Raw genomic sequence first — 26,152 nt, 5'->3', positions numbered from 1 at the left:
CGTGCTGCATCTGCGCCTGATCGTCCCCGCCGACCGTACGGACGAGGTGCTGCACCTGCTGGAGCACACTCTGGGCACGACCCATCTCGTCGTGATGGCCGGGGCCGCCCGCAACCCCGCGGGGGACGTGGTGCTCTGCGACGTGGCCCGTGAGGCGGGCGACGAGCTGATCTCCGCGCTGCGCCGTCTCGGTATCGACAAGTCCGGCTCGATCACCGTCGAGAACATGGATCTGACGCTCTCCGCCCACGCCGACAAGGCCGAGGAGGACGCGCCGGGCGAGGGCGCGGACGCGGTGCTGTGGGAGGAGCTGACGGAGGCGACCCACGAGGAGTCGACGTTCAGCGTCACGTACGTGGCGTTCCTCACCGTCGCGGTGATGCTCGCCGCCTGCGGTGTGATGCTCGACAACGCGATCCTGATCGTGGGCGCGATGGCGGTCGGCCCGGAGTTCGGGCCGCTGGCCGGGATCTCGACGGCCCTGGTGCAGCGCGCTCCGCGGCTGGCGCTGCGTTCCCTGTACGCGCTGATCGGCGGCTTCGCCCTGGCGATGGCGCTGACGGTCGGCTTCGCCTGGCTGATGGACGGCCTGGGGCTGTTCACCCGCTCGATGATCGAGGGCGACCGTCCCAACACGGCGTTCATCTGGAAGCCCGACGCGATGTCGTTCGTGGTGGCCTTCCTGGCCGGGATCGCCGGCACGCTCTCGCTGACCTCGGCGAAGTCCGGGGCGCTGATCGGGGTCGCCATCTCGGTGACGACCGTGCCGGCCGCGTCCAACGCGGCGGTGGCGTTCAGCTACAGCGACTACCACCAGATGACGGGCTCCGTGACGCAGCTGCTGGCGAACCTCGGCGGGATCGTGGTCGCGGGGACGCTGACCCTGCTGGTCCAGAAGGTCCTGTGGAGGGCGCACCGCCGCCGGACGGGCCTCATAGTGAACCCGTCCGGCGACTGACCGCCGAGCACTATCCCAGCGCGGACTTCACCACGTCGGCCAGCCGCTCGGCGACCGCCCGTGCCTGCTCGATGTCGGCCGCCTCGACCATGACCCGCACCAGCGGCTCCGTGCCCGACTGGCGCAGCAGCACGCGTCCGGTGGAGCCCAGCTCGGCCTCGGCCTCGGCCACGGCCTCGGCGATCTCGGGGGAGGTCCCGACGCGGGACTTGTCGACGTCGCGGACGTTGATCAGCAGCTGCGGCAGCCGCTGCATGACCCCGGCCAGGTCGGCGAGGGTGCGGCCGGTGGCGGCGACCCGGGCCGCCAGCAGCAGGCCGGTCAGGGTGCCGTCGCCGGTCGTGGCGTGGTCCAGGACGATGACATGGCCGGACTGCTCGCCGCCCAGCGCGTATCCCTCGGCCTTCATCGACTCCAGCACGTAGCGGTCGCCGACGGCGGTCTGGACGAGCTGGATGCCCTCCCGCTCCATCGCGATCTTGAAGCCGAGGTTGGACATGACGGTGCCGACCACGGTGTCCTTGCGCAGCTGTCCGGCCTCGCGCATGGCGAGGGCGAGGACCGCCAGGATCTGGTCGCCGTCGACCTCCTCGCCCGAGGCGTCCACGGCCAGGCAGCGGTCGGCGTCGCCGTCGTGCGCGATGCCGAAGTCGGCGCCGTGCTCGACGACGGCGGCCTTCAGCGGCTCCAGGTGGGTGGATCCGCAGCCGTCGTTGATGTTCAGGCCGTTCGGGTCGGCACCGATCGTGATCACTTCGGCGCCGGCCCGTGCGAAGGCCTCGGGCGAGACCCGGGAGGCCGCGCCGTGCGCCTCGTCGAGCACGACCTTCAGCCCGTCGAGCCGGTTCGGCAGGACCGCGACCAGGTGGGCCACGTAACGGTCGAAGCCCTCCGCGTACTCGGTGACACGTCCCACACCGGCGCCGGTCGGACGCTCCCACGGCTCACCGGTGCGGTGCTGCCGGTAGATCGTCTCGATCCGGTCCTCCAGCTCGTCGGAGAGCTTGTGACCGCCGCGGGCGATGAACTTGACACCGTTGTCCGGCATGGAGTTGTGGCTCGCGGAGAGCATCACGCCGAGGTCGGCACCGAGCGCGCCGGTGAGGTACGCCACCGCGGGGGTGGGCACCACACCGACACGCAGGACGTCCACGCCGGCACTGGCGAGGCCGGCCACCACGGCGGCCTCCAGGAACTCTCCGGACGCGCGTGGGTCGCGGCCCACCACGGCTGTCGGCCTGGTTCCGTCGGAGGTGCTCCCCTCGGCGAGAACATGCGCCGCAGCGACCGAGAGACCGAGCGCCAGCTCGGCCGTCAGATCCGCATTGGCGACACCGCGCACACCGTCCGTGCCGAAGAGTCGTCCCACTGGTGTCCTCCGAAGATGCTCCGAAACCGCAAAACCAAAAACAACCAAAGCAACGCAACAAGCATATGAACGCCTTATGCCGTTATACGCCCGAGGGTGCCGATAAACGAACGCCCCGGCAGCACGAAGTGTGCCGCCGGGGCGAACGTGTACAGCAGGATGAGCAGGCGGATTAGCGCTTGCTGTACTGCGGGGCCTTGCGGGCCTTCTTGAGACCGGCCTTCTTGCGCTCGACCGCACGGTCGTCGCGGGAGAGGAAGCCGGCCTTCTTCAGCGTGGGACGGTTGTTGTCCACGTCGGCCTCGTTCAGCGCACGAGCCACACCGAGACGCAGGGCGCCGGCCTGACCCGAGACGCCGCCACCCGAGATGCGGGCGATGACGTCGTAGCGGTTGTCGAGCTCGAGCACCTTGAAGGGCTCGTTGACTTCCTGCTGGTGCACCTTGTTGGGGAAGTAGTCCTCAAGGGTGCGACCGTTGATCTTCCACTTGCCGGTGCCCGGAACGATCCGGACGCGGGCGATGGCGTTCTTCCGACGGCCAAGGCCGGCGGCAGGCTGCGGGTCGCCGAAGCGGGAGGCCAGCGACTCGCTGGTGTACTCGCCCTCGACGGGAACCTCGGACTCGAAGGTGGTCACCTCGGCGAAGACCTCTTCGCCCTCGGTGCCCTCGACGGGGTTCTCAACAGTGGTCTCGGCCACGATTCTCCTCAGATCTTTCTTTTGGTCTTAGGGGGAGGCCGGAACTACTGCGCGACCTGGGTGATCTCGAACGGGACCGGCTGCTGAGCAGCGTGCGGGTGCTGGTCGCCCGCGTAGACCTTGAGCTTCGAGAGCATCTGACGGCCCAGGCTGTTCTTGGGGATCATGCCCTTGATGGCCTTCTCGACGGCCTTCTCGGGGCTCTTGGCGAGCAGCTCGTCGTAACGGACGGAGCGCAGACCACCCGGGAACCCGGAGTGGCGGTACGCCATCTTCTGGGTCTTCTTGTTGCCGGAGAGGTGAACCTTCTCGGCGTTGATGATGATGACGAAGTCGCCCATGTCCATGTGGGGGGCGTAGATCGCCTTGTGCTTGCCGCGGAGGAGGTTCGCAGCCGTGGTGGCCAGACGGCCCAGGACGATGTCCTGCGCGTCAATGATGTGCCACTGGCGCGTCACATCGCCGGGCTTGGGGCTGTACGTACGCACTTCGTAGCCTTCGCTTCTTCAGTGGATGGGGTCCAGACACATGGCACCTCTGAAGCGATCATGCAGCTGGGGCCCACAATGCCGGGGACGCTGCCCGTATGCGAGCCACTGGTAACTGCTCCAGAGAACCTACGTAAGGGCCCTACGCGTGAGAACGACGAAGCCAATACGCATAACAATCGACGAGACTACCCGCCCTGCCCCGGACGGGTCAAAACGCGTGGCCCCCGGGCGGGCGGCAGCGGGGTTCCCCGGCCCGGTCGGCCCCACTGCCGGGGGTTCGGTCCTCACTCGCCGGACGGGCCGGCCGGTGCGGGTCGTCCCCCGGCCGTGGAGCGGCCGCGTCACCGGGCCCGTTCCACCCGCCGCTCGTCCCACACCGGCTCCACCGTCTCCCGTACGACCCCGTCCGAGCCGAACACCAGATAGCGGTCGAAGGACTTCGCGAACCACCGGTCGTGCGTGACGGACACCACCGTCCCCTCGTACGCCTCCAGGCCGTCCTGCAGCGCCTCCGCCGACTCCAGGTCCAGGTTGTCCGTCGGCTCGTCCAGCAGCAGCGCGGTCGTTCCGGCCAGCTCCAGGAGCAGGATCTGGAACCGCGCCTGCTGCCCCCCGGACAGCTTCTCGAAGGGCTGGTCGCCCTGGCGCTCCAGCTCGTAGCGGCGCAGCACGGACATCGCCCCGCCGCGGTCCTTGGCGTGCTCCGTCCACAGGATCTCGACGAGCGTCTTGCCCAGCAGCTCCGGATGGGCGTGGGTCTGCGCGAAGTGCCCCGGCACGACCCGGGCCCCGAGCTTCCACTCCCCCGTGTGCGCGACCGGCTCGCCCGCGAGGAGCCGCAGGAAGTGCGACTTCCCCGATCCGTTCGAGCCGAGCACGGCGACCCGTTCCCCGTAGAAGATCTCCAGGTCGAACGGCTTCATCAGCCCGGTCAGCTCAAGGTTCTTGCAGGTCACCGCACGCACCCCGGTCCGGCCGCCGCGCAGCCGCATCTTGATGTCCTGCTCGCGCGGCGGCTCCGGCGGCGGGCCCGCGTCCTCGAACTTCTTGAAGCGGGTCTGCATCGCCCGGTAGCGGGACGCCATGTCGGGGCTGATCGCCGCCTGCTGCCGCAGCCGGTGGACCAGCGCCTTCAGCCGGGCGTGCTCCTCCTCCCAGCGCCGCAGCAGCTCCTCGAACCGGGCGAACCGGTCCTTGCGGGCCTGGTGGTACGTGTCGAAGCCGGCGCCGTGCACCCACACGTCGCTGCCCGCCGGGCTCGGCTCCACGCTGACGATCTTCTCCGCGGCCCGGGACAGCAGCTCGCGGTCGTGGGAGACGAACAGGACCGTCTTACGGGTCTCCTTGAGCTTCCCCTCCAGCCACCGCTTGCCGGGCACGTCGAGATAGTTGTCCGGCTCGTCGAGCAGCAGCACCTCGTCGGGGCCGCGCAGCAGCGCCTCCAGCACCAGCCGCTTCTGCTCACCGCCGGACAGCGTGCGCACCTCGCGCCACTGCGCCTTCTCGTACGGGACGCCGAGCGCGGCCGTGGTGCACATGTCCCAGACGGTCTCGGCCTCGTACCCCCGGGCCTCCGCCCAGTCGCTCAGGGCCTGCGCGTACTTCATCTGCGCGGCCTCGTCGTCGACGGTGAGGATCAGCTCCTCCGCCCTGTCGACCGCCAGGGCCGCCTCCCGGATACGCGGCTGGGACACCGAGACGAGCAGGTCCCGGACCGTGCGTTCGTCCCGTACGGAGCCCACGAACTGCTGCATCACCCCGAGCCCGCCGCTCACCGACACGGAACCGCCGTGCGGCTGGAGCTCCCCGGCAAGCAGCCTGAGCAGCGTCGTCTTGCCGGCCCCGTTGGCTCCCACGAGGGCGACGACGGCCCCGTCCGCGACCCGGAAGGAAGCGTCGCCGAGCAGCACCCGCCCGTCCGGTAGGTAGTACTCCAGATGGCCCGCTTCGAGATGTCCCATGCACAGCATTGTCACGGCCCGCGAAGCCCTGGCCCAACCGGTTTACGTCTCCTCTAGGATTCGCGGCATGAGCTTTGGGCAAGGGGGGCCCTCCTGGGGGCCCGGGGGCACACAGACTCCGGACTGGGCAGCGCTGGCCGACGAGTCCGCCGCGCGCAACCGACGCAAGAAGTGGCTGCTGATCGGCGGTGGCGTGCTCGCCACCGCGGCGATCGGCGCGATCGTGGCCACGGCGGTCATCTCGACCAACAAGAGCAACACCTCCGGCAAGCACGCGAGCGAACTGCCCGCCGCGACCGACCTGCCGAACGAGACCGCCGAGCCCGAACCGTCCTTCTCCTCGGTGGCCCCGCCGCCCCCGCCGAACCCGAAGGACTTCATCTCCAGCGCGAAGAAGGACCGGGCGCCGATCACCGTCGACGCGTTCTTCCCCGGCAAGAAGCTGACGATGGGCGACCGGGTCTACGTCAAGGGCGCGACGCAGCAGACGAAGAGCTGCGCCGCGACCACGAAGGGCGCGCTCGGCTCGATCCTGGTGAACAACGGCTGCGACCAGGTCATACGGGCCACGTACAGCAAGGACGGCGTCGCGGTCACCGTCGGCCTCGCGGTCTTCCCCACGGAGGCACAGGCCAAGAAGGCGGCCCAGCAGGCCACCGGCAGCGTCGCCACGCTCAGCGGCGCGGGCGTGCCGGCCTTCTGCCCACCGGGATCGGTCTGCCGCCGTACCGCCAACTCCTACGGCCGGTACGCCTACTTCGCGATCAGCGGGTTCACCAGCGGCAAGAGCGTCACCACGGGCGACAAGAACGTCTACGCCACCGGCGACGACCTGACGAACTTCACGTTCCGTCAGATCCACCGCCGCGGCGAACTCCAGGCCTCGGCCGCGGCCACCGCGCAGACCGGCTGACGGGCACCGGGGTCACGTGCGCCTTCCGTTCCTGCTCACCCTTCCCCGCGTACTGCGCCACAGCGCGTCCGTCGGCGCCGATCTGCCGCCCGACGAGGCGGTGTCCGTCGACGCCCCGGACCCCGCGCTCCGGGCGGCCCTGGCCTCGGCCGCCGACGGGGACCACGGCCCCGCCCGGGAGCTGCTCGCCCAGACCCGGGAGCACCGGCAGTGGGAGCTGAGGGACGGTTACGTGTCGCGGCTCGCGGAGGCCGCCCTGCACAACCCCGGCTGGCTGGACGCCTGGCGGGCCGGGCACCCCGAGGACCCGGACGCGGCCCTGGTCTGGGCGGACCTCTGCGTCCACCGGGCGTGGGAGGTGCGCACCGGGGAGGGCTCCGGACAGGTCACGCCCGACCAGTTCCGGGCCTTCTTCGCGCTGCTGGAGGACGCCGCACCGGTGATCGGCAGGGCGGCCGAGCTCAACCCCGCCGACCCGGTGCCCTGGCGCATCGCCCTGACCCACGCGCTGGGCAGCCAGGCCCCCCGCGAGGTCTTCGACGAGTACTGGGCGCAGGCGCTGGCCCTCGACCCGCACCACTACGGATGCCACACCGCCGCCCTCACGTACCTCTGCGCGAAGTGGCACGGCTCGCACACGGAGATGTTCGACTTCGCCGAGCGCGCGGCCGACACGGCCCCGCCCGGTTCGAAGCTGCACGCGCTGCCCCTGTCCGCGGCGCTGGAGTACACGGTGCTCTCCCCCGGCGCACCGCCCGGCCCCGATCCGTACGCGCCGCGCGTCGAGGCCGCGGTCGCCCGCGCCCTGGACCTCTCCGCGGCGTACGCGCCGGACAGCCGGGAGGCGGCCGGTTTCCGCAACTGCCTGGCCCTGATGCTGCTGCGCACGGAGCGCTGGGACGAAGCGCTCGACGCCTTCCGCGGCATCGGCACCCGCGCCACCAAGTACCCCTGGGCGTACTTCGGCGACGACCCGCGCCAGGAGTTCCTCGAAACCCGCTCCGGCACCCGTGTCCAACTGGCGTCCCGGACCCCCTTCTTCGGCCGTCCCCCGCAGCCCCGCACCGCACCGGCCCCCGCCCCCGGCCGGGCGCCCGGCGCGCCCTGCGCGGTCGCGATAGCGGCGGCCCGCCCGGCGGCCGTGGCTCAGGCGGCGCTGATGTGCGGCGTCTCGCTCCGTACCGCCCCCGCGACCGACACCCACACCTATGTCGAGGCGGTCGCCGACGCCCGCCCGGCCAAGCGCTCGGTCCTGTCCACCGAGGACCCGCTGACCACGGCGGCGGACAACTTCACCACCGGCGAGAAGTGGCCCACGCTGGTTCTGCGCCGCACCCCCGAACGCTGCGGGCTCACGCTGTTCCTCAAGGGCCGGCCGCTGGCCGCCCACGAGTGGGACGCCACCTCCCCGGCCCCCGACCACGCCGCGGTCACCGCCACGGCCGAGGCCCTGGCCCGCGCCTTCGCGCTCCCGGACCCCCGCCCGCTGACGCACGTCCTGCGCTCCACCGGCAACCCGCCCCGCCACCAGGCGGACCTCCTGGCGGCGCTCTCCCTGCCCCCGCTCCCCCCGGGCTTCGGCGAGCGCCCGGACGTCCTGGACACCCTGCCGGGCGCCCGGGTGCTCACCCGGCGGGGCCTGCTGGCCGGCATGGGCTCCGCGCTCACCACCCGGGACGGCGAACACCCGGCGCCGCCGGGCGCGTTCCGGCCCCGGCGGCCGCGCTGGTGGGTGCTGCGCACGCTGGGCCTGCTGCTGTTCACGGCAGCCTCGGTGCACGGCTGGACGGCGCCCGGCGTCCCCCCGGCGCACGCGACGGCGTACACCCTCCTGGCCCTGTACCCGGCCATCGCAATGACACGCGCCTGGCGCCGCCGTCGGGCGCACACGACGGCCCCGGAGTAGGAGCGGGCGCTCCGGGCGTCAGCAGCAGCCGCCCCCGGGGAGCGTGCGCACATTGCGCGCCTCCACGGCCCGGGCGGCCAGCAACTCGTCGGCCGGGTACGCGACTTCCTCCAGCGTCAGCCCGTGCGGACGCACCACGTGCACCCCGGGGTCCCGGACCCGGGCCGCGAGCACCTGGGCCGGCCACTCCGCCGGACGGCGCCCGTCCCCGACGAAGAGCGCCGCCCCGATCAGCGCGCGGACCATGTTGTGGCAGAACGCGTCCGCCTGCACGGTCGCCGTCAGGATCCCGGTCGCCCCGTCCCGTTCCCAGCTCAGCTTCTGGAGCGTACGGATGGTCGTCGCGCCCTCGCGCTTCTTGCAGTACGCGGCGAAGTCGTGCTCCCCGACCATCCGGGCGGCCGCCTCGTTCATGGCCGCCAGGTCCAACGGCCGGTCGTGCCAGAGCACATGACCGCGCACCAGCGGATCCACCCCGCCGGGCCGGTCGGCGACGCGGTAGGCGTAGCGACGCCACAGCGCCGAGAAGCGCGCGTTGAAACCGTCGGGCGCCGGCGCGATCCGCCAGATCCGCACATCGGGCGCCATCCGCCCGGCCATCCGCCGCAGCAGCTTCTCCCCGTGCTCGGCCCACACCTCGTCCGGCAGATCCACATGCGCGACCTGCCCCCGCGCGTGCACCCCGGCATCGGTCCGCCCGGCGACGGTCAGGTCGTACGTCCGCGAGGACCGCGTCACGGTCCGCAGCGCGTCCTCGATCTCCCCCTGGACGGTCCGCCTGGCGGTCTGCTTCGCCCAGCCCGAGAAGTCCTTGCCGTCGTAGGCCAGGTCCAGCCGCACCCGTACGAAGCCGGGCTCCACGTCGTCACTCACCCAAGGGTCCTTTTCCGCAGCTGCTCACAGGTACATACGGAACGGGCCCGCACCGCCCCGAAGGGTGATGCGGGCCCGTCCAGTGGTCTCAGAACGCTCAGGCGTCCTTGGACTCGGCGTCGTCGGCCGGCTTGGCGTCCTCGACGGCCTCGGCCGGAGCCTCGTCCTTCTTGAGGGCGTCTTCCTTGACCGCACGCTTCGTGGCGGCCTCGGCCTCACCGGTGGCCTGCTGGGCCACGGTCAGCGCCTCGACCAGCTCGATGACCGCCATCGGGGCGTTGTCGCCACGACGGTTGCCGATCTTGGTGATGCGGGTGTAACCACCGGGGCGGTTCTCGTACCGCGGGGCGATCTCGGTGAAGAGCGTGTGCACGACGCCCTTGTCCGTGATCGACTGCAGCACCAGGCGACGGTTGTGGATGTCGCCCTTCTTCGCCTTGGTGATGAAACGCTCGGCGACCGGACGCAGGCGACGGGCCTTGGCCTCGGTCGTGGTGATGCGGCCGTGCTCGAACAGCGACTTCGCGAGGTTGTTGAGAAGCAGCTTCTCGTGCGCGGCGCTGCCGCCCAGACGGGCACCCTTGGCGGGCTTCGGCATGGTGTTTCTCCTTGTGTGCTGCACCGGCCGTATCAGGTACCGGTGTCAGTTCCCGTGCGGCGGCCGCCGCACGGAAGTTCAGGAGCCGGCGGGCAGGATCAAGCCCGTCCGGCGATCGAGGACAAAGCCCTCGCCCGGTCAGGGGCACCCGGAAACCCGGGCACCCCTGCCGGAGGCGGATCAGTACTGCTCGGTCTCCACGAAACCGGCGTCCGCGTCGTCGTCGGCGCCGAAGGCGTCGGCGGCGGCGGTCGGGTCGAAGCCGGGAGGCGAGTCCTTCAGCGCGAGGCCCATACCGGCCAGCTTCGCCTTGACCTCGTCGATCGACTTCGCACCGAAGTTGCGGATGTCGAGCAGGTCGGCCTCGGAACGAGCCACGAGCTCACCCACGGAGTGGATGCCCTCGCGCTTGAGGCAGTTGTACGAACGGACCGTGAGCTCCAGCTCCTCGATCGGCAGCGCCAGATCGGCGGCGAGCGCGGCGTCCGTCGGGGACGGGCCCATGTCGATGCCCTCGGCGTCGATGTTGAGCTCGCGCGCCAGACCGAACAGCTCGACCAGGGTCTTGCCGGCCGAAGCCATGGCGTCACGCGGACGCATGGCCTGCTTGGTCTCGACGTCGACGATCAGCTTGTCGAAGTCGGTGCGCTGCTCGACACGGGTCGCCTCGACCTTGTACGTGACCTTGAGCACCGGCGAGTAGATGGAGTCGACCGGGATACGGCCGATCTCCTGGCCCACCTGCTTGTTCTGGACGGCGGAGACGTAGCCGCGACCGCGCTCGACGGTCAGCTCCATCTCCAGCTTGCCCTTGCCGTTGAGCGTGGCGAGGACCAGGTCCGGGTTGTGCACCTCGACACCGGCCGGCGGCGCGATGTCGGCAGCGGTGACCAGGCCCGGACCCTGCTTGCGCAGGTACATCACGACCGGCTCGTCGTGCTCCGAGGAGACGACCAGCTGCTTGATGTTGAGGATGAGGTCGGTGACGTCCTCCTTGACGCCCGGCACGGTGGTGAACTCGTGCAGGACACCGTCGATCCGGATGCTGGTGACAGCGGCACCGGGGATCGAGGAGAGGAGCGTACGGCGGAGAGAGTTGCCGAGGGTGTAGCCGAAGCCCGGCTCCAGCGGCTCGATGACGAACCGGGAGCGGAACTCGTCAACGACCTCTTCGGTCAGCGACGGACGCTGAGCGATAAGCATGTTGCGTTCCTTCAGTCGTGGGCGCCCACTATTTGACGCCCCCAGATACTGACAAGGGTACGGGCGGTACGACCCCGAAGGGGCCGTACCGCCCGGACCCACGGGCTACTGCCTGGAGCAGAGCCCGAAGAAATCAGACGCGGCGACGCTTGGGCGGGCGGCATCCGTTGTGCGGGGTGGGGGTGACGTCCTGGATCGAACCGACCTCCAGGCCGGTGGCCTGGAGCGAACGGATCGCGGTCTCGCGGCCGGAGCCCGGACCCTTCACGAAGACGTCAACCTTGCGCATGCCGTGCTCCTGCGCGCGGCGGGCGGCCGACTCGGCGGCCATCTGCGCGGCGAAGGGGGTGGACTTGCGCGAGCCCTTGAAGCCGACGTGGCCGGCGGAGGCCCAGGAGATCACGTTGCCCGAGGGGTCCGTGATCGAGACGATGGTGTTGTTGAACGTGCTCTTGATGTGCGCGTGGCCGTGAGCGACGTTCTTCTTTTCCTTGCGACGCACCTTCTTGGCTGCGCCCTGACGACCCTTGGGGGGCATGTCTTGACTCCAGATGGAGAGGGGAGGTGATCGGTCCTACAGCGAAGACCGCTGGTTGCTGCGGATGACCGGTGGCCCGGACGCCCGCAGTGCGTCCGCTGAGGACTACTTCTTGCCCGGCTTCTTCTTGCCGGCGATCGCGCGACGCGGGCCCTTGCGGGTACGAGCGTTCGTGCTGGTGCGCTGGCCGTGGACCGGCAGGCCGCGGCGGTGACGCAGACCCTGGTAGCAGCCGATCTCGACCTTGCGGCGGATGTCGGCCTGGATCTCGCGACGGAGGTCACCCTCGGTGCGGAGGTTGGCGTCCACGTACTCGCGGATCTTGACCAGGTCCTCTTCGGCCAGGTCGCGAACGCGGGTGTTGGGGTTCACGCCAGTGGTGGCGAGAATCTCCTTGGACCGGGTGCGCCCGATACCGAAGACGTAGGTGAGGGCAACCTCCACGCGCTTTTCGCGCGGGATGTCAACACCTGAAACGCGTGCCATTCAATGGCTCCAGTTGTTCATTCGGGGGTCTTCCGCAGTGCCGCTCCCGATCGCCGACCCCTCACGAGGAGAGGTGGTACGCCCGGGTCCCCGGCCCCCACCGGAGGTGTCGTCAGCCGAAGCTTGGACGGACTCTGCGTATGTACGTATTACGTGCGTCGCGCGAAGTGCTGCGAGATGCAGGGGGTCGTGCGTCAGCCCTGGCGCTGCTTGTGGCGCAGGTTGTCGCAGATGACCATGACCCGACCGTGACGGCGGATCACCTTGCACTTGTCGCAGATCTTCTTGACGCTCGGCTTGACCTTCATGGGATGTCAGGTTCTCCGGGTCAGTGCCGTCACCACGCGGAAGCGAGGTGGAGGCAAGATCTACTTGTAGCGGTAGACGATCCGGCCACGCGTCAGGTCGTACGGGGAGAGCTCCACGACGACCCGGTCATCCGGAAGGATTCGGATGTAGTGCATCCGCATCTTGCCGCTGATGTGCGCGAGGACCTTGTGACCGTTCTGGAGTTCCACCTTGAACATGGCGTTCGGGAGGGACTCGATCACGGTGCCCTCAATTTCGATGGCACCTTGCTTCTTGGCCACGCTTCGCCTTTCGAATCGGCTACCTTGATCGACTCTCGGCATCGCATGCGGACACACTGATGCACGACAGCCGACGAGTCAGTCTACGTCAGCGGACCCCAAAAGACGAATCCGTCAAGTTTGCCCACCCGGGGAGATCCTTAGACCTCCACAAGCAGGTCAAATCCCCCGGGGGCCGTCAGCCAATGGGGTGTCCCCTGGTCCTCAGGACTTCGGGAAAGGGTCCGGCGCCACCTCGACGCCGTACTGCGCCAGCTTCGCCCTGCCGCAGTCGGGGGCGGTCAGGACCAGGGGGCCCTGCTCGGTGAGGGCGATCGAGTGCTCCCAGTGGGAGGACCAGGTGCCGTCGGTCGTGATGACGGTCCAGTCGTCCTGGAGCACCTCGGTCCGCGCGGTACCGAGCGAGACCATCGGCTCGATCGCCAGGCAGACGCCGGGGACGAGCTTGATGCCCTTGCCGCGCTTGCGCGCGACGTAGTTCAGCAGGTGCGGGTCCATGTGCATCTCGGTGCCGATGCCGTGGCCGCCGTAGTCCTCGATGATCCCGTACTTGCCGGTGGCGGGGCGGGGCTGGCGGCGGATGTACGACTCGATCGCCTTCGAGATGTCGACCAGGCGGTTGTTCACCTTCATCGCGGCGATGCCGGCCCACATGGACTCCTCGGTCACCCGGGAGAGCTCGACCAGCTCCGGAGCGTGACCGGTGCCCACGAAGGCCGTGTAGGCGGCGTCGCCGTGCCAGCCGTCGACGATCGCGCCGGCGTCGATGGAGATGATGTCGCCGTCCTTGAGGACGGTCTTGTCGTCCGGGATGCCGTGGACGACGACCTCGTTGACCGAGGTGCAGATGGTCGCGGGGAAACCGCCGTACCCGAGGAAGTTCGACTTCGCACCGTGATCGGCGATCACCTTGCGGGCGACCTGGTCCAGGTCGAGCGTGGTGGCGCCGGGCACCGCCGCCTCGCGGGTGGCCGCGTGAATGGCAGCGACCACCAGCCCCGCCTCGCGCATCTTCGCGATCTGCTCGGGGGTCTTGATCTGCACCATTGCGTGGCGCCTCTCTGCATCGGACTGCGTCGAACGGTGACGTCTGCGGCGTACTCACACAACGATACGGCGCAAACAGTCGGCCGCGGCGCCCATGGACGCCGCGGCCGAATGCACGAGTACTGCGGGTGTTTCGCTCAGCCCTGGTCGGACTTGAGAGCCTCCATCGCACGCTCGGTCACATCGTTGACCTTGCCGAGCGCGGAGATGGTGACCACCAGGTTCTGGGCCCGGTAGTAGTCGATGATCGGCTCGGTCTGCGAGTGGTAGACCTCCAGCCGGGTCCGGACGGTGTCCTCGGTGTCGTCGTCGCGCTGGTACAGCTCGCCGCCGCAGACGTCGCAGACGCCCTCGGCCTTCGGCGGGTTGTACGTCACGTGGAAGACGTGCGAGCCGTCGTTCCGGCAGATCCGGCGGCCGGCGATGCGCTTGACCACCTCGTCCTCGGGGACCTCCAGGTCCAGGACCGCGTCGAGCTTCGTGCCCTCGCTCTTGAGCATCTCGTCAAGGGCCTCGGCCTGACCCACATTGCGCGGGAAGCCGTCCAGCAGGAAACCGTTCTCGGCGTCCGGCTGGGACATGCGGTCCTTGGCCATCCCGATGGTGACCTCGTCCGGGACCAACTTGCCTGCGTCCATGAAGGAGCGGGCCTGCTTGCCAAGGTCGGTGCCCTGGCTGATGTTGGCGCGGAAGAGATCGCCCGTGGAGATCTGCGGAATCGACAGGTTCTTGGCAAGGTACGCAGCCTGCGTTCCCTTGCCGGCACCGGGCGGCCCGACGAGGACGATTCGCATCAGCGGAGGAACCCTTCGTAATTGCGCTGCTGGAGCTGACTCTCGATCTGCTTCACGGTCTCCAGACCCACACCCACGATGATGAGGATGCTCGTCCCGCCGAACGGGAAGTTCTGGTTTGCGCCGCCGAAGCCTGCCAACGCCATCGTCGGCACAAGAGCGATCAGACCCAGGTACAGCGAGCCCGGCCAAGTGATCCTGTTGAGCACGTAGCTCAGGTACTCGGCAGTAGGTCGACCAGCCCGGATACCCGGGATGAAGCCACCATACTTCTTCATGTTGTCGGCGACTTCCTCGGGGTTGAACGAAATCGCCACATAGAAGAAGGCGAAGAAGACGATCAACAGGAAGTACGCCGTGATGTAGTACGGGTGGTCGCCCTTGACGAAGTTGTCCTTGATCCAGGTCGCCCAGCCCGCGGTGGAGTTGGAGAACTGGACGATCAGGGCGGGAATGTAGAGCAGCGAAGAAGCGAAGATGACGGGAATCACACCCGCCTGATTGACCTTCAGCGGAATGTACGTCGACGTACCGCCGTACGACCTGCGGCCGATCATGCGCTTCGCGTACTGCACCGGAATTCGGCGCTGGGCCTGCTCGACGAAGACGACGAGGCCCACCATCACGAAACCGATCAGGATGACGGTGCCGAACTCGATCCAGCCGTCGGCCAGCTTGCCGCTGGTCTTGATGGCCCACAGGGCGCCGGGGAAGCTGGCGGCGATCGAGATGAACATCAGGATCGACATGCCGTTGCCGATGCCGCGGTCGGTGATGAGCTCACCGAGCCACATGACGGCCGCGGTGCCCGCGGTCATCGTGATGACCATGACGATGGTCGTGAAGATCGACTGGTTCGGGACGATCTGGTCGGCGACCGGGCAGCCGCTGAAGAGGGCGCCGCTGGTGGCGGTGGCCACCAGGCCGGTGCCCTGGAGGATGGCGAGCGCGACGGTCAGATAACGCGTGTACTGCGTGATCTTGGCCTGGCCGGACTGCCCCTCCTTCTTGAGCGCCTCGAGTCGGGGGATGACCACGGTCAGCAGCTGAAGAATGATGCTGGCCGTGATGTACGGCATGATGCCGAGCGCGAAGATCGTGATCTGCAGCAGTGCACCACCGCTGAACATGTTCACCAGGCCGAAGAGGCTGTTGTTGCCCTTGCTGGCCTGATCAACACAGGTCTGGACGTTCTCGTAGCTCACTCCCGGTACGGGGATGTGTGCCCCGAGCCGGTAGAGCACGATGATGCCGAGCGTGAAGAGCAGCTTCTTGCGCAGGTCGGGCGTCTTGAACGCCCGGGCGAACGCGGTGAGCACGGTGCCTCCTGCGACCCCCGCGCAGAGCGTAGAGGTGACGGTCTTGAGGATCGACGAATACGTAAACAGTCAAAGTCCCCGGGCAGGCGCCCAGGGGTTACCACACAACGACGCACGCCACCTTACCGGCGACCATGCCCCCCTAGGAACGACCAACCGGGGATGCCCCATATGAGAGGCATCCCCGGTCGGATGTTCAAGCCATCGAGTTGTCTCAGACGAGCTCGGTGACGGTGCCGCCGGCGGCGGCAATCTTCTCCTTGGCGGAGGCGGAGACGGCGTCAACCGAAACCTGCAGCGCCACGGAGATCTCGCCCTGTCCGAGGACCTTGACGAGGTGGTTGTTGCGCACCGCACCCTTGGCGACCAGGTCGGCCACGGTGACCTCTCCACCCTCGGGGTAGAGCGTCGCGAGCTTGTCCAGGTTCACGACCTGGTACTCGGTGCGGAACGGGTTCTTGAAGCCCTTGAGCTTCGGGAGACGCATGTGGAGGGGCATCTGCCCACCCTCGAAGCGCTCCGGAACCTGGTAACGGGCCTTGGTGCCCTTGGTGCCACGACCGGCGGTCTTACCCTTGGACGCCTCACCACGACCCACACGGGTCTTGGCGGTCTTGGCGCCCGGGGCGGGCCGGAGGTCATGGGCCTTCAGCGGCTTGTTCTCCGCCATGTCAGTCGACCTCCTCGACCGTCACGAGGTGGCGGACGGTGTGCACCATTCCGCGGAACTCGGGGCGGTCCTCCTTGACAACCACGTCGTGCAGGCGCTTGAGCCCGAGCGAACGAAGGGTGTCGCGGTGGTTCTGCTTGCTGCCGATGTACGACTTCGTCTGCGTGATCTTGAGGCGAGCCATTACGCACCCGCTCCCGCACGCGCACGAAGCAGGGCCGCGGGGGCGACGTCCTCGAGCGGCAGACCACGGCGGGCCGCGATCTCCTCGGGACGCTGCAGGCCCTTGAGGGCCTCCACGGTCGCGTGCACGATGTTGATCGCGTTGTCGGAGCCGAGCGACTTCGACAGGATGTCGTGAACGCCGGCGCACTCCAGAACGGCGCGCACCGGGCCACCGGCGATAACACCGGTACCGGGGGAAGCAGGCTTCAGCAGGACGACGCCCGCGGCCTTCTCGCCCTGGATCGGGTGAGGAATGGTGCCCTGGATGCGCGGGACCTTGAAGAAGTTCTTCTTGGCCTCTTCCACGCCCTTGGCGATGGCCGCGGGAACTTCCTTGGCCTTGCCGTAGCCGACACCGACGGTGCCGTCACCATCGCCCACCACGACCAGCGCGGTGAAGCTGAAGCGACGACCACCCTTCACAACCTTGGCGACGCGGTTGATCGCGACAACGCGCTCAACGTACGCGGTCTTCTCGGCGGCAGCTGCGCCGCCGTCACGGCCCTTCCGGTCCCGCCGCTCGCCGCCACCGGCACCGCTTCCGCGGCGCTGGGGTCCAGCCATTGGATTTACCTCTCTCTGTTACGTCCGCTGTGCGTAGGAACCGGGCTCAGAACTTCAGACCGGCTTCACGGGCGGCGTCAGCCAGAGCGGCAATCCGCCCGGCGTACTGGTTACCACCGCGGTCAAACACGACGGCCTCGACGCCTGCGGCCTTGGCGCGCTCAGCGACCAGGGCGCCGACCTGCTTGGCCTGGGTGCTCTTGTCGCCCTCGCCACCACGGATGGAGACGTCCAGGGTCGACGCCGACGCGAGCGTGTGGCCCGCGATGTCGTCGATGACCTGAGCGACCATGTGGCGGTTGGACCGCGTCACGACCAAGCGCGGACGCTCCGGCGAACCGGAGATGTGCTTGCGGACGCGGATGTGGCGACGCTTGAGGGCGGCACGCTTGTAGGCGTCGCCCTTGGCGATCTTCACGCCGTATGCCATGGCTACTTACCAGCCTTTCCGACCTTGCGGCGGATGACCTCGCCGGCGTACTTGACGCCCTTCGCCTTGTACGGGTCGGGCTTCCGCAGCTTGCGGATGTTGGCCGCCACTTCGCCGACCTTCTGCTTGTCGATTCCCTCGACAGACAGCTTGGTCGGGGACTCGACCTTGAAGGTGATGCCTTCCGGCGCCTCGACGACGATCGGGTGGCTGTAGCCCAGGGCGAACTCCAGGTTGGAGCCCTTCGCCTGGACGCGGTAACCGACACCGCTGATCTCGAGCGCCTTGGTGTATCCCTGGGTCACACCGGTGATCATGTTCGCCACCAGCGTGCGGGACAGGCCGTGAAGGGCCTTGTTCTGACGCTCGTCGTTCGGGCGGGTGACGCTGAGGAAGCCGTCCTCACCCTTGGTGACCTCGATCGGCGACGCGACGGTGTGCGTGAGGGTGCCCTTGGGGCCCTTCACCGCGACCGTGCGGCCATCGATGGTGACGTCCACACCGGCGGGAACCTGGATGGGGAGCTTGCCGATTCGCGACATGAGCTATTCCTCCGTTCCCGACTACCAGACGTAGGCGAGGACTTCCCCACCTACGCCCTTCTTGCTGGCCTGCTGGCCGGTCAGGAGACCGTGGGACGTGGAGATGATCGCCACGCCCAGGCCGCCGAGGACCTTCGGCAGGTTGGTGGACTTTGCGTAAACACGCAGACCCGGCTTCGAGATGCGCTTGATGCCGGCAATCGAACGCTCGCGGTTCGGGCCGAACTTCAGCTCGAGGACGAGGTTCTTGCCGACCTCGGCGTCCTCGACCTTCCAGCCGGTGATGAAGCCCTCCTGCTGGAGGATCTCCGCGATGTGCGACTTGATCTTGCTGTGCGGCATCACGACGGAGTCGTGGTATGCCGAGTTCGCGTTACGCAGACGCGTGAGCATGTCTGCGATGGGATCAGTCATGGTCATGAATTGGCCTTCGGCCTCTCTCGCCGGGGTTTCCTGTATGCGCCATCCCTCTCCCCACTCAGAGGCAGGACGGGTGCGGTGCGGGGACCTACGGCGTAGTAAGTCGGTCTTGGGCGGCAGGCGCCCAACCCCACAAGCCTACGGCATGTGAGGGTGGGATCCTGCCGACCAGATGCTTACCGAGAGCTTCCGTCAATTCCCAACGCCCAAAGGGCGAAGGAGAATTACCAGGAGCTCTTGGTCACGCCCGGCAGCTCGCCACGGTGAGCCATCTCACGAAGGCACACGCGGCACAGGCCGAACTTGCGGTAGACGGAGTGGGGCCGGCCGCAGCGCTGGCAGCGGGTGTACCCGCGAACGCCGAACTTCGGCTTACGGGCGGCCTTAGCGATCAGAGCCTTCTTCGCCACGGTCAGTTCTCCTTGAACGGGAAGCCGAGGTGACGAAGGAGGGCACGACCCTCGTCGTCGTTGGTCGCCGTGGTGACCACGGTGATGTCCATGCCCCGGACCCGGTCGATCTTGTCCTGGTCGATCTCGTGGAACATGACCTGCTCCGTGAGACCGAACGTGTAGTTGCCACGGCCGTCGAACTGCTTCGGCGACAGACCACGGAAGTCACGGATACGCGGCAGCGCGAGCGACAGCGTACGGTCCAGGAACTCCCACATGCGGTCACCACGAAGGGTGACGTGGCAGCCGATCGGCTGACCCTCGCGCAGCTTGAACTGCGCGATGGACTTGCGGGCCTTGGTCACGGCCGGCTTCTGACCGGTGATCGTGGTGAGGTCGCGCACGGCGCCGTCGATCAGCTTGGAGTCGCGGGCGGCGTCGCCCACACCCATGTTGACCACGATCTTGACCAGACCGGGGATCTGCATGACGTTCTCGTACGAGAACTCCTCACGCAGCTTGCCGGAGATTTCCTCGCGGTACTTCGTCTTCAGACGCGGAGTGGTGGTGGTAGCCATCAGATGTCCTCACCCGTCCGCTTGGCAACGCGGATCTTGTTGCCTTCGTCGTCGAAGCGGTAACCGACGCGCGTGACGACCTTGTTGCCGTCCTTCTCCACGACGAGCTGAACGTTGCTCACGTGGATGGGGGCCTCGGTCGTGACGATGCCACCGGTCTGCGAACCGCGAGCGGTCTGACCGGCCTTGGTGTGCTTCTTGACCCGGTTGACACCCTCGACGAGGACGCGGTCCTGAGCGGGGTAGGCCACGATGACCTTGCCCTGCTTGCCCTTGTCCTTACCGGTGATGACCTGAACCAGGTCGCCCTTCTTGATCTTCATGCTTACAGCACCTCCGGCGCGAGCGAGATGATCTTCATGAACTTCTTCTCGCGCAGTTCCCGGCCCACCGGGCCGAAGATGCGGGTGCCGCGGGGGTCACCGTCGTTCTTCAGAATGACGGCGGCGTTCTCGTCGAAGCGGATGTACGAGCCATCCTGACGGCGACGCTCCTTGACGGTGCGAACGATGACGGCCTTGACGACGTCACCCTTCTTCACGTTGCCACCGGGGATCGCGTCCTTGACGGTGGCGACGATGACGTCACCGATGCCCGCGTAGCGGCGACCCGAACCACCGAGAACACGGATGGTGAGGATTTCCTTCGCACCCGTGTTGTCGGCGACGCGAAGTCGCGACTCCTGCTGGATCACGTCTATCTCCTGATCGTCTGCCGGTTCCCGGCGGGGGCCGCTCCGTCACCGGAGCGAACCCCCGCCGAGCCTGGCGGAACTTGCCTGAGGGGAATGCCCCTCAGGAATTACTTGGCCTTCTCGAGGATCTCGACGACGCGCCACCGCTTCGTGGCGGACAGCGGCCGGGTCTCCATCAGGAGGACGCGGTCGCCGACGCCGGCGGCGTTCTGCTCGTCGTGCGCCTTGAGCTTGTTCGTACGGCGGATGACCTTGCCGTACAGCGCGTGCTTGACACGGTCCTCGACAGCGACGACGACGGTCTTGTCCATCTTGTCGCTGACGACCAGACCCTCACGGGTCTTGCGGAAACCGCGGTCGGTGTTCGTCTCAGTCACAGTCTTCTCGCTCATCAGACGCTCTCCACCGTCTCGATGCCCAGCTCGCGCTCGCGCATCAGGGTGTAGATCCGGGCGATGTCCTTACGGACGGACTTGAGCCGACCGTGGTTCTCGAGCTGCCCGGTCGCCGCCTGGAAGCGGAGGTTGAACAGCTCTTCCTTGGCCTCGCGGAGCTTGTTGAGCAGCTCCTCGTTGCCCAGCTCGCGCAGCTCGGACGCCTTGGTTCCGGCCGACATCACGCCTCACCTGCCTCGCGCCGAACGATGCGGCACTTCATCGGAAGCTTGTGAGCAGCGCGGGTGAGCGCCTCACGAGCAATCTTCTCGTTCGGGTAGGACAGCTCGAACATCACGCGACCCGGCTTGACGTTCGCGATCCACCACTCGGGAGAACCCTTACCGGAACCCATGCGGGTCTCGGCCGGCTTCTTCGTCAGGGGACGGTCCGGGTAGATGTTGATCCAGACCTTGCCGCCACGCTTGATGTGACGGGTCATCGCGATACGAGCTGCCTCGATCTGACGGTTCGTCACGTACGCCGGGGTCAGCGCCTGGATGCCGTACTCGCCGAACGCAACCTGCGTGCCACCCTTGGACATACCGCTGCGCTTCGGGTGGTGCTGCTTGCGGTGCTTGACCCTACGGGGGATCAGCATTTCGGTCAGGCCTCCGTTCCGGTGCTCTCGGCAGCCGGAGCGGCAGCGGCGGGAGCCTCGGCCTTGGGGGCCTCGGTCTGAGCCGACTGCTGCTGCGGCTTGCGACCGCGACCGCCACGCTCGCCACCGCGGCCACCACGGCCGGCCGGGCGGTCAGCGCCGCCACGGGCCGGGCGGTTGCCGGCACGGGCAGCGGCGTTCTCGGCGCGGACCTCGGCGATGTTCTTGACGTCGCCCTTGTAGATCCAGACCTTCACGCCGATGCGGCCGAAGGTCGTCTTGGCCTCGAAGAAGCCGTAGTCGACGTTCGCGCGGAGCGTGTGCAGGGGCACACGGCCCTCGCGGTAGAACTCCGAGCGGGACATCTCGGCGCCGCCGAGGCGGCCACCGCACTGGATCTTGATGCCCTTGGCGCCGGCCTTCATCGAGCTCTGCATGCTCTTGCGCATGGCCCGACGGAAGGAGACGCGGGAGGAGAGCTGCTCGGCGACGGCCTGGGCCACCAGCTGAGCGTCCACCTCGGGGTTCTTGACCTCGAGGATGTTCAGCTGGACCTGCTTGCCGGTCAGCTTCTCCAGCTCGCCACGGATGCGGTCGGCCTCGGCGCCGCGGCGGCCGATGACGATGCCCGGGCGGGCGGTGTGGATGTCAACGCGGACGCGGTCGCGGGTGCGCTCGATCTCGACCTTCGAGATGCCGGCCCGCTCCATGCCCTTCGTCATCATGCGACGAATGGCGACGTCTTCCTTGACGTAGTCCTTGTACAGCTTGTCGGCGTACCAACGGGACTTGAAGTCCGTGGTAATGCCGAGCCGGAACCCGTGCGGGTTTACCTTCTGGCCCATTACCGGGTTCCTTCCTTGCTGCTGACGACCACGGTGATGTGGCTGGTCCGCTTACGGATCCGGTAGGCACGGCCCTGAGCACGCGGACGGAACCGCTTCAGGGTCGGGCCCTCGTCCACGTACGCCTCGCTGATGACCAGCGAAGAGGCGTCGGTGTGGTCGTAGTTGTGTGCGGCGTTGGCGATGGCGCTGTCCAGCACCTTGCCAACCGGCACGCTCGCGGCCTGCGGGGCGAAACGCAGGACCGCCTGAGCCTCCGTGGCATCCATGCCACGGATGAGGTCCACCACGCGGCGGGCCTTCATGGGCGTGACGCGGATGTACCGCGCCTGGGCCCTGGCTTCCATGGTTGTCCCTTCGGTGTAAGTCATAGTCAGTCACCCCGCGTTAGCGGCGCTTCGACTTCCGGTCGTCCTTGACGTGGCCGCGGAAGGTGCGAGTCGGCGAGAACTCGCCGAGCTTGTGGCCGACCATCGACTCGGTGACGAACACCGGGACGTGGATCTTGCCGTTGTGCACCGCGATGGTGTGACCCAGCATGGCCGGGACGATCATCGAGCGACGGGACCAGGTCTTGATGACGTTCTTGGTGCCTGCCTCGTTCTGTACGTCCACCTTCTTGATGAGGTGGCCGTCGACGAAGGGCCCCTTCTTGAGACTGCGCGGCATCTAAACCCGCTCCTAGCGCTTCTTGTTCGTCTTGCGGCGGCGGACGATGTACTTGTTCGAAGCCTTCTTCGGCGAACGAGTACGACCCTCCTTCTGACCCCACGGGGAGACCGGGTGGCGACCACCGGAGGTCTTGCCCTCACCACCACCGTGCGGGTGGTCGACCGGGTTCATCGCGACACCGCGGACGGTCGGGCGGACGCCCTTCCAGCGCATGCGGCCGGCCTTGCCCCAGTTGATGTTCGACTGCTCGGCGTTGCCGACCTCGCCGATGGTGGCGCGGCAGCGGGCGTCGACCAGGCGGATCTCACCCGACGGCATACGAAGGTGGGCCATGGTGCCCTCCTTCGCCAGCAGCTGCACGGAGGCACCCGCGGAACGGGCGAACTTCGCGCCGCCGCCGGGCCGCAGCTCGATGGCGTGGATGGTCGTACCGACCGGGATGTTGCGCAGCGCCAGGTTGTTGCCGGGCTTGATGTCGGCGGCCGGGCCGTTCTCGACACGGTCGCCCTGCGACAGGCCACGCGGCGCGATGATGTAGCGCTTCTCGCCGTCCGCGTAGTGCAGGAGCGCGATGCGCGCGGTGCGGTTGGGGTCGTACTCGATGTGCGCGACCTTGGCCGGCACGCCGTCCTTGTCGTGACGACGGAAGTCGATCACTCGGTAGGCGCGCTTGTGGCCACCGCCCTGGTGGCGAACGGTCACACGACCGGCGTTGTTACGGCCGCCCTTGCTGTGCAGGGGGCGGACCAGCGACTTCTCCGGCGTGGACCGCGTGATCTCGACAAAGTCGGCGACGCTGGAGCCACGACGGCCCGGGGTCGTCGGCTTGTACTTGCGGATACCCATTTCTCAGTCCTCGTCCGATTCCGGACGACTCGACCTCCGTCAGGAGGTCGGGCCGCCGAAGATGTCGATACGGTCGCCCTCGGCGAGGGTCACGATGGCGCGCTTCGTGTCGGCGCGCTTGCCGAAACCGGTGCGGGTGCGCTTGCGCTTGCCCTGCCGGTTGATCGTGTTGACCCCGGTGACCTTGACCGAGAAGACCGCTTCCACGGCCTGCTTGATCTGGGTCTTGTTGGAGCCGGGCGCGACGATGAACGTGTACTTGTTCTCGTCGAGCAGCGCGTAGCTCTTCTCGGAAACAACCGGCTTGACGAGAACGTCGCGCGGGTCCGAGTAGGTCTTGCTGGTAACGGTCGCCTCGCTCATCAGGCGTCGCTCCCTTCGGTCTCAGCGGTCTGGGGGCCAGACACGAAGGACTCGAAGGCGGCCTGGGTGAAGACCACGTCGTCAGAGACGATCACGTCGTACGTGTTCAGCTGGCCCGGCTCCAGGATGTGCACCTGGGGCAGGTTACGGGCGGACAGCCACGCGGCCTCGTCGGCGCGGTCGACGACCAGGAGCAGGTTCTTGCGCTCCGAGATCTTGCCGAACAGCGTCTTGGCGGCCTTGGTGGAGACGGCACCCTCGACCACGCCGGTGACGACGTGGATGCGGGAGTGACGGGCCCGGTCCGAGAGGGCACCGCGCAGGGCGGCGGCCTTCATCTTCTTCGGGGTCCGCTGCGAGTAGTCACGCGGCTGCGGGCCGTGGACGACGCCACCGCCGGCGAACTGCGGCGCACGGGTCGAACCCTGGCGCGCGCGGCCGGTGCCCTTCTGGCGGTACGGCTTGCGCCCACCACCACGGACCTCGCCGCGGGTCTTGGTCTTGTGCGTGCCCTGACGGGCAGCTGCCAGCTGCGCGACGACGACCTGGTGGATCAGCGGAACGCTGGTCTTGGCGTCGAAGATCTCCGCGGGGAGCTCGACGGTCCCGGCCTTGTCGCCTGCCGGCGAAAGGATGTCAATGGTGCTCATCGGTTCCTCAAGCCCCCTTGGCCGCGGTGCGGACCAGGACGAGGCCGCCGTTCGGACCCGGGACCGCGCCCTTGATGAGGAGCAGACCCTTCTCCGCGTCAACCGCGTGGATGGTCAGGTTCTGGGTGGTGACCCGCTCGTTGCCCATACGACCCGCCATGCGCATGCCCTTGAAGACACGGCCGGGGGTGGCACAGCCACCGATGGAGCCGGGCATACGGTGCACACGGTGGGCACCGTGGGACGCCTTGCCACCCTTGAAGTTGTGACGCTTCATCACACCGGCGAAGCCCTTGCCCTTGCTCTTGCCCGTGACGTCGACCTTGACGCCGGACTCGAACACCTCGGCAGTGACCTCCTGGCCCAGCGTGTACTCGCTGGCGTCAGGGGTGCGGAGCTCCACCAGGTGGCGGCGCGGGGTCACGTCGGCCTTGGCGAAGTGGCCCTTGAGGGGCTTGTTCACCTTGCGGGGGTCGATCTCGCCGAAGGCGATCTGGACTGCCTCGTAGCCGTCGTTGTCGTTGGTGCGGACCTGGGTGACGACGCAGGGCCCGGCCTTGACGACGGTCACCGGGACGACCCGGTTGTTCTCGTCCCAGACCTGGGTCATGCCGAGCTTCTCGCCCAGGACGCCCTTAATGTTCTTAGCCATCTCGCGCGTCACCTCAGAGCTTGATCTCGATGTCGACGCCCGCCGGCAGGTCGAGACGCATCAGCGAGTCAACCGTCTTCGGCGTGGGGTCGAGGATGTCGATGAGGCGCTTGTGCGTGCGCATCTCGAAGTGCTCGCGCGAGTCCTTGTACTTGTGCGGCGACTTGATGACGCAGTACACGTTCTTCTCAGTGGGCAGCGGCACCGGGCCCGCGACCGACGCACCAGTGCGGGTCACCGTCTCGACGATCTTCTTCGCCGAGGAGTCGATGACCTCGTGGTCGTAGGCCTTGAGCCGGATGCGGATCTTCTGTCCCGCCATGGCTACTAGTAGTCCTGTCTCTCGTAACGCTCTGGAACCCGGGGGCTCTGACGACTCCCCCTCCGACCCACGCGGTCGGGCGTGTCGCATCCCCTCTACGCAGATCTCCCGAAGGATTTCCCAACCAAGGGGGTGCGGGCCCGAGGACCGCAGGACCGGGGGCGGAACACCCACCGGGCGCCTGGCCGGTGCCCCACTGACGCTTCCCGGAAGATTCCCGTACGTCCGACCCGCGAGGGGTCGACGAGTACTGTGGGACTCGCTTCCGGTCCTCCCGGCGGGAGGCGCGCAGCATTGACACTCAACCGAGCAACCTGGTCAGTGTGCCATACGGGGCGTGAGCCTGGCCAATCGGGCGGAGGATCTTACCCCCCGCCGTCGCACGGTCAAACGCGGGCGCGCAGAGGGAGCAGTGCCGGGCGTCCCTCACCGTAAATCGGGTCGAGCGGTGCGCACCATCATGCCTACAGTGACCGGCCGGACCGGCCGTAGTCACCAGGGGCATC

Annotated in this window: 38 protein-coding genes; 3 read left to right on the top strand and 35 right to left on the bottom strand. The window is 67.9% G+C overall.

Annotated features, from left to right (window positions below):
• Window position 1: 1 nt before the first annotated feature.
• A complete protein-coding gene (locus tag AB0D53_RS06150) occupies window positions 2–958 on the top strand; it encodes a DUF389 domain-containing protein (protein ID WP_362440729.1) in 957 nt (318 codons plus the stop codon).
• 10 nt (window positions 959–968) lie between these two features.
• On the opposite strand, the gene glmM is transcribed toward AB0D53_RS06150, so the two are convergent.
• The 4 genes from glmM to AB0D53_RS06130 form a co-directional block, all read right to left on the bottom strand.
• Window positions 969–2,327, bottom strand: a complete 1,359-nt coding sequence (gene glmM / locus AB0D53_RS06145; RefSeq protein ID WP_362440726.1) for a phosphoglucosamine mutase — start codon at window positions 2,325–2,327, stop codon at window positions 969–971.
• Window positions 2,328–2,499: 172 nt separating this feature from the next.
• On the bottom strand, window positions 2,500–3,027 hold the full coding sequence (gene rpsI / locus AB0D53_RS06140; protein WP_072486701.1) for a 30S ribosomal protein S9: 528 nt from the start codon (window positions 3,025–3,027) through the stop codon (window positions 2,500–2,502).
• A 44-nt stretch (window positions 3,028–3,071) separates the two neighbouring features.
• Window positions 3,072–3,515 (bottom strand): 50S ribosomal protein L13, encoded by a 444-nt coding sequence (rplM, locus tag AB0D53_RS06135; protein ID WP_072486702.1) that lies wholly within the window; start codon window positions 3,513–3,515, stop codon window positions 3,072–3,074.
• Between the two features lie 344 nt (window positions 3,516–3,859).
• The gene (locus AB0D53_RS06130; protein ID WP_362441049.1) at window positions 3,860–5,488 is read right to left on the bottom strand and encodes an ATP-binding cassette domain-containing protein; all 1,629 of its coding nucleotides are present in this window, start codon (window positions 5,486–5,488) and stop codon (window positions 3,860–3,862) included.
• A 58-nt stretch (window positions 5,489–5,546) separates the two neighbouring features.
• Here AB0D53_RS06130 and AB0D53_RS06125 point away from each other — a divergent pair, with 58 nt between their 5' ends.
• Both AB0D53_RS06125 and AB0D53_RS06120 read left to right on the top strand, forming a co-directional pair.
• Entirely contained in the window at window positions 5,547–6,392 is an 846-nt protein-coding gene (locus tag AB0D53_RS06125) for a hypothetical protein (RefSeq protein WP_362440722.1), read from the top strand.
• A gap of 16 nt (window positions 6,393–6,408) precedes the next feature.
• Window positions 6,409–8,298: a hypothetical protein gene (locus tag AB0D53_RS06120; protein ID WP_362440719.1), complete on the top strand. Its 1,890-nt coding sequence runs from the start codon at window positions 6,409–6,411 to the stop codon at window positions 8,296–8,298.
• Between the two features lie 18 nt (window positions 8,299–8,316).
• On the opposite strand, the gene truA is transcribed toward AB0D53_RS06120, so the two are convergent.
• From truA to rpsJ, 31 genes are all read right to left on the bottom strand, one after another.
• Window positions 8,317–9,171 carry a tRNA pseudouridine(38-40) synthase TruA gene (truA, locus tag AB0D53_RS06115; protein WP_362440716.1) on the bottom strand — a complete coding sequence of 285 codons (855 nt, stop codon included), beginning with the start codon at window positions 9,169–9,171 and terminating at the stop codon, window positions 8,317–8,319.
• 97 nt (window positions 9,172–9,268) lie between these two features.
• Window positions 9,269–9,769: a 50S ribosomal protein L17 gene (rplQ, locus tag AB0D53_RS06110; protein WP_072486706.1), complete on the bottom strand. Its 501-nt coding sequence runs from the start codon at window positions 9,767–9,769 to the stop codon at window positions 9,269–9,271.
• 180 nt (window positions 9,770–9,949) lie between these two features.
• Complete coding sequence (locus tag AB0D53_RS06105) at window positions 9,950–10,972, bottom strand: DNA-directed RNA polymerase subunit alpha (RefSeq protein WP_003966937.1); 1,023 nt, start codon at window positions 10,970–10,972, stop codon at window positions 9,950–9,952.
• Between the two features lie 133 nt (window positions 10,973–11,105).
• Entirely contained in the window at window positions 11,106–11,510 is a 405-nt protein-coding gene (gene rpsK / locus AB0D53_RS06100; protein ID WP_003956432.1) for a 30S ribosomal protein S11, read from the bottom strand.
• A gap of 105 nt (window positions 11,511–11,615) precedes the next feature.
• Entirely contained in the window at window positions 11,616–11,996 is a 381-nt protein-coding gene (gene rpsM, locus AB0D53_RS06095; RefSeq protein ID WP_018519286.1) for a 30S ribosomal protein S13, read from the bottom strand.
• A 194-nt stretch (window positions 11,997–12,190) separates the two neighbouring features.
• Complete coding sequence (rpmJ, locus tag AB0D53_RS06090; protein ID WP_003956441.1) at window positions 12,191–12,304, bottom strand: 50S ribosomal protein L36; 114 nt, start codon at window positions 12,302–12,304, stop codon at window positions 12,191–12,193.
• A 60-nt stretch (window positions 12,305–12,364) separates the two neighbouring features.
• On the bottom strand, window positions 12,365–12,586 hold the full coding sequence (gene infA, locus AB0D53_RS06085; protein WP_003956442.1) for a translation initiation factor IF-1: 222 nt from the start codon (window positions 12,584–12,586) through the stop codon (window positions 12,365–12,367).
• 204 nt (window positions 12,587–12,790) lie between these two features.
• Complete coding sequence (gene map, locus AB0D53_RS06080; RefSeq protein ID WP_362440711.1) at window positions 12,791–13,633, bottom strand: type I methionyl aminopeptidase; 843 nt, start codon at window positions 13,631–13,633, stop codon at window positions 12,791–12,793.
• 137 nt (window positions 13,634–13,770) lie between these two features.
• The gene (locus tag AB0D53_RS06075) at window positions 13,771–14,427 is read right to left on the bottom strand and encodes an adenylate kinase (RefSeq protein ID WP_329818621.1); all 657 of its coding nucleotides are present in this window, start codon (window positions 14,425–14,427) and stop codon (window positions 13,771–13,773) included.
• Window positions 14,427–15,746, bottom strand: coding sequence for a preprotein translocase subunit SecY (gene secY, locus AB0D53_RS06070; protein WP_329818620.1), 1,320 nt, complete (start codon window positions 15,744–15,746; stop codon window positions 14,427–14,429). The genes AB0D53_RS06075 and secY overlap by 1 nt, the downstream gene beginning before the upstream one ends.
• A gap of 214 nt (window positions 15,747–15,960) precedes the next feature.
• A complete protein-coding gene (gene rplO, locus AB0D53_RS06065; RefSeq protein ID WP_329818619.1) occupies window positions 15,961–16,416 on the bottom strand; it encodes a 50S ribosomal protein L15 in 456 nt (151 codons plus the stop codon).
• Window position 16,417: 1 nt separating this feature from the next.
• A complete protein-coding gene (gene rpmD, locus AB0D53_RS06060) occupies window positions 16,418–16,600 on the bottom strand; it encodes a 50S ribosomal protein L30 (protein WP_018550611.1) in 183 nt (60 codons plus the stop codon).
• On the bottom strand, window positions 16,600–17,205 hold the full coding sequence (gene rpsE / locus AB0D53_RS06055; protein WP_072485533.1) for a 30S ribosomal protein S5: 606 nt from the start codon (window positions 17,203–17,205) through the stop codon (window positions 16,600–16,602). The genes rpmD and rpsE overlap by 1 nt, the downstream gene beginning before the upstream one ends.
• 46 nt (window positions 17,206–17,251) lie before the next feature.
• Window positions 17,252–17,635: a 50S ribosomal protein L18 gene (rplR, locus tag AB0D53_RS06050; protein ID WP_093540756.1), complete on the bottom strand. Its 384-nt coding sequence runs from the start codon at window positions 17,633–17,635 to the stop codon at window positions 17,252–17,254.
• A 2-nt stretch (window positions 17,636–17,637) separates the two neighbouring features.
• Window positions 17,638–18,177: a 50S ribosomal protein L6 gene (gene rplF / locus AB0D53_RS06045; RefSeq protein ID WP_329818618.1), complete on the bottom strand. Its 540-nt coding sequence runs from the start codon at window positions 18,175–18,177 to the stop codon at window positions 17,638–17,640.
• Window positions 18,178–18,198: 21 nt separating this feature from the next.
• Window positions 18,199–18,597, bottom strand: coding sequence for a 30S ribosomal protein S8 (rpsH, locus tag AB0D53_RS06040; RefSeq protein WP_037688013.1), 399 nt, complete (start codon window positions 18,595–18,597; stop codon window positions 18,199–18,201).
• Window positions 18,598–18,821: 224 nt separating this feature from the next.
• Entirely contained in the window at window positions 18,822–19,007 is a 186-nt protein-coding gene (locus tag AB0D53_RS06035; RefSeq protein WP_003948630.1) for a type Z 30S ribosomal protein S14, read from the bottom strand.
• 2 nt (window positions 19,008–19,009) lie between these two features.
• Window positions 19,010–19,567 (bottom strand): 50S ribosomal protein L5, encoded by a 558-nt coding sequence (rplE, locus tag AB0D53_RS06030; protein ID WP_072485537.1) that lies wholly within the window; start codon window positions 19,565–19,567, stop codon window positions 19,010–19,012.
• Window positions 19,567–19,890 (bottom strand): 50S ribosomal protein L24, encoded by a 324-nt coding sequence (gene rplX, locus AB0D53_RS06025; protein ID WP_003966949.1) that lies wholly within the window; start codon window positions 19,888–19,890, stop codon window positions 19,567–19,569. The genes rplE and rplX overlap by 1 nt, the downstream gene beginning before the upstream one ends.
• 2 nt (window positions 19,891–19,892) lie before the next feature.
• Window positions 19,893–20,261 (bottom strand): 50S ribosomal protein L14, encoded by a 369-nt coding sequence (rplN, locus tag AB0D53_RS06020; RefSeq protein ID WP_003966950.1) that lies wholly within the window; start codon window positions 20,259–20,261, stop codon window positions 19,893–19,895.
• A 107-nt stretch (window positions 20,262–20,368) separates the two neighbouring features.
• Entirely contained in the window at window positions 20,369–20,653 is a 285-nt protein-coding gene (rpsQ, locus tag AB0D53_RS06015; RefSeq protein ID WP_030977953.1) for a 30S ribosomal protein S17, read from the bottom strand.
• Window positions 20,653–20,877, bottom strand: a complete 225-nt coding sequence (gene rpmC / locus AB0D53_RS06010) for a 50S ribosomal protein L29 (protein ID WP_014047786.1) — start codon at window positions 20,875–20,877, stop codon at window positions 20,653–20,655. The genes rpsQ and rpmC overlap by 1 nt, the downstream gene beginning before the upstream one ends.
• A complete protein-coding gene (gene rplP, locus AB0D53_RS06005; protein WP_072485538.1) occupies window positions 20,877–21,296 on the bottom strand; it encodes a 50S ribosomal protein L16 in 420 nt (139 codons plus the stop codon). The genes rpmC and rplP overlap by 1 nt, the downstream gene beginning before the upstream one ends.
• Window positions 21,297–21,301: 5 nt before the next feature.
• Window positions 21,302–22,141 carry a 30S ribosomal protein S3 gene (gene rpsC / locus AB0D53_RS06000; RefSeq protein ID WP_072485539.1) on the bottom strand — a complete coding sequence of 280 codons (840 nt, stop codon included), beginning with the start codon at window positions 22,139–22,141 and terminating at the stop codon, window positions 21,302–21,304.
• The gene (rplV, locus tag AB0D53_RS05995) at window positions 22,141–22,488 is read right to left on the bottom strand and encodes a 50S ribosomal protein L22 (RefSeq protein ID WP_004571827.1); all 348 of its coding nucleotides are present in this window, start codon (window positions 22,486–22,488) and stop codon (window positions 22,141–22,143) included. Before rplV ends, rpsC begins: the two co-directional genes overlap by 1 nt.
• Before the next feature lie 40 nt (window positions 22,489–22,528).
• On the bottom strand, window positions 22,529–22,810 hold the full coding sequence (gene rpsS, locus AB0D53_RS05990) for a 30S ribosomal protein S19 (protein WP_003966956.1): 282 nt from the start codon (window positions 22,808–22,810) through the stop codon (window positions 22,529–22,531).
• Between the two features lie 12 nt (window positions 22,811–22,822).
• Window positions 22,823–23,659, bottom strand: coding sequence for a 50S ribosomal protein L2 (gene rplB / locus AB0D53_RS05985; RefSeq protein WP_072485540.1), 837 nt, complete (start codon window positions 23,657–23,659; stop codon window positions 22,823–22,825).
• 39 nt (window positions 23,660–23,698) lie between these two features.
• Entirely contained in the window at window positions 23,699–24,022 is a 324-nt protein-coding gene (gene rplW / locus AB0D53_RS05980; protein WP_003966958.1) for a 50S ribosomal protein L23, read from the bottom strand.
• Window positions 24,022–24,672, bottom strand: a complete 651-nt coding sequence (rplD, locus tag AB0D53_RS05975) for a 50S ribosomal protein L4 (RefSeq protein WP_327369309.1) — start codon at window positions 24,670–24,672, stop codon at window positions 24,022–24,024. The genes rplW and rplD overlap by 1 nt, the downstream gene beginning before the upstream one ends.
• A gap of 7 nt (window positions 24,673–24,679) precedes the next feature.
• Window positions 24,680–25,324, bottom strand: a complete 645-nt coding sequence (gene rplC / locus AB0D53_RS05970) for a 50S ribosomal protein L3 (RefSeq protein ID WP_072485542.1) — start codon at window positions 25,322–25,324, stop codon at window positions 24,680–24,682.
• A gap of 13 nt (window positions 25,325–25,337) precedes the next feature.
• Window positions 25,338–25,646 carry a 30S ribosomal protein S10 gene (gene rpsJ / locus AB0D53_RS05965; RefSeq protein ID WP_003948644.1) on the bottom strand — a complete coding sequence of 103 codons (309 nt, stop codon included), beginning with the start codon at window positions 25,644–25,646 and terminating at the stop codon, window positions 25,338–25,340.
• Window positions 25,647–26,152 lie beyond the last annotated feature (506 nt).

This window comes from Streptomyces sp. NPDC048295, from assembly GCF_040652135.1.
Lineage (GTDB): Bacteria > Actinomycetota > Actinomycetes > Streptomycetales > Streptomycetaceae > Streptomyces.
This window is presented reverse-complemented; position numbering and strand designations above follow the sequence as displayed.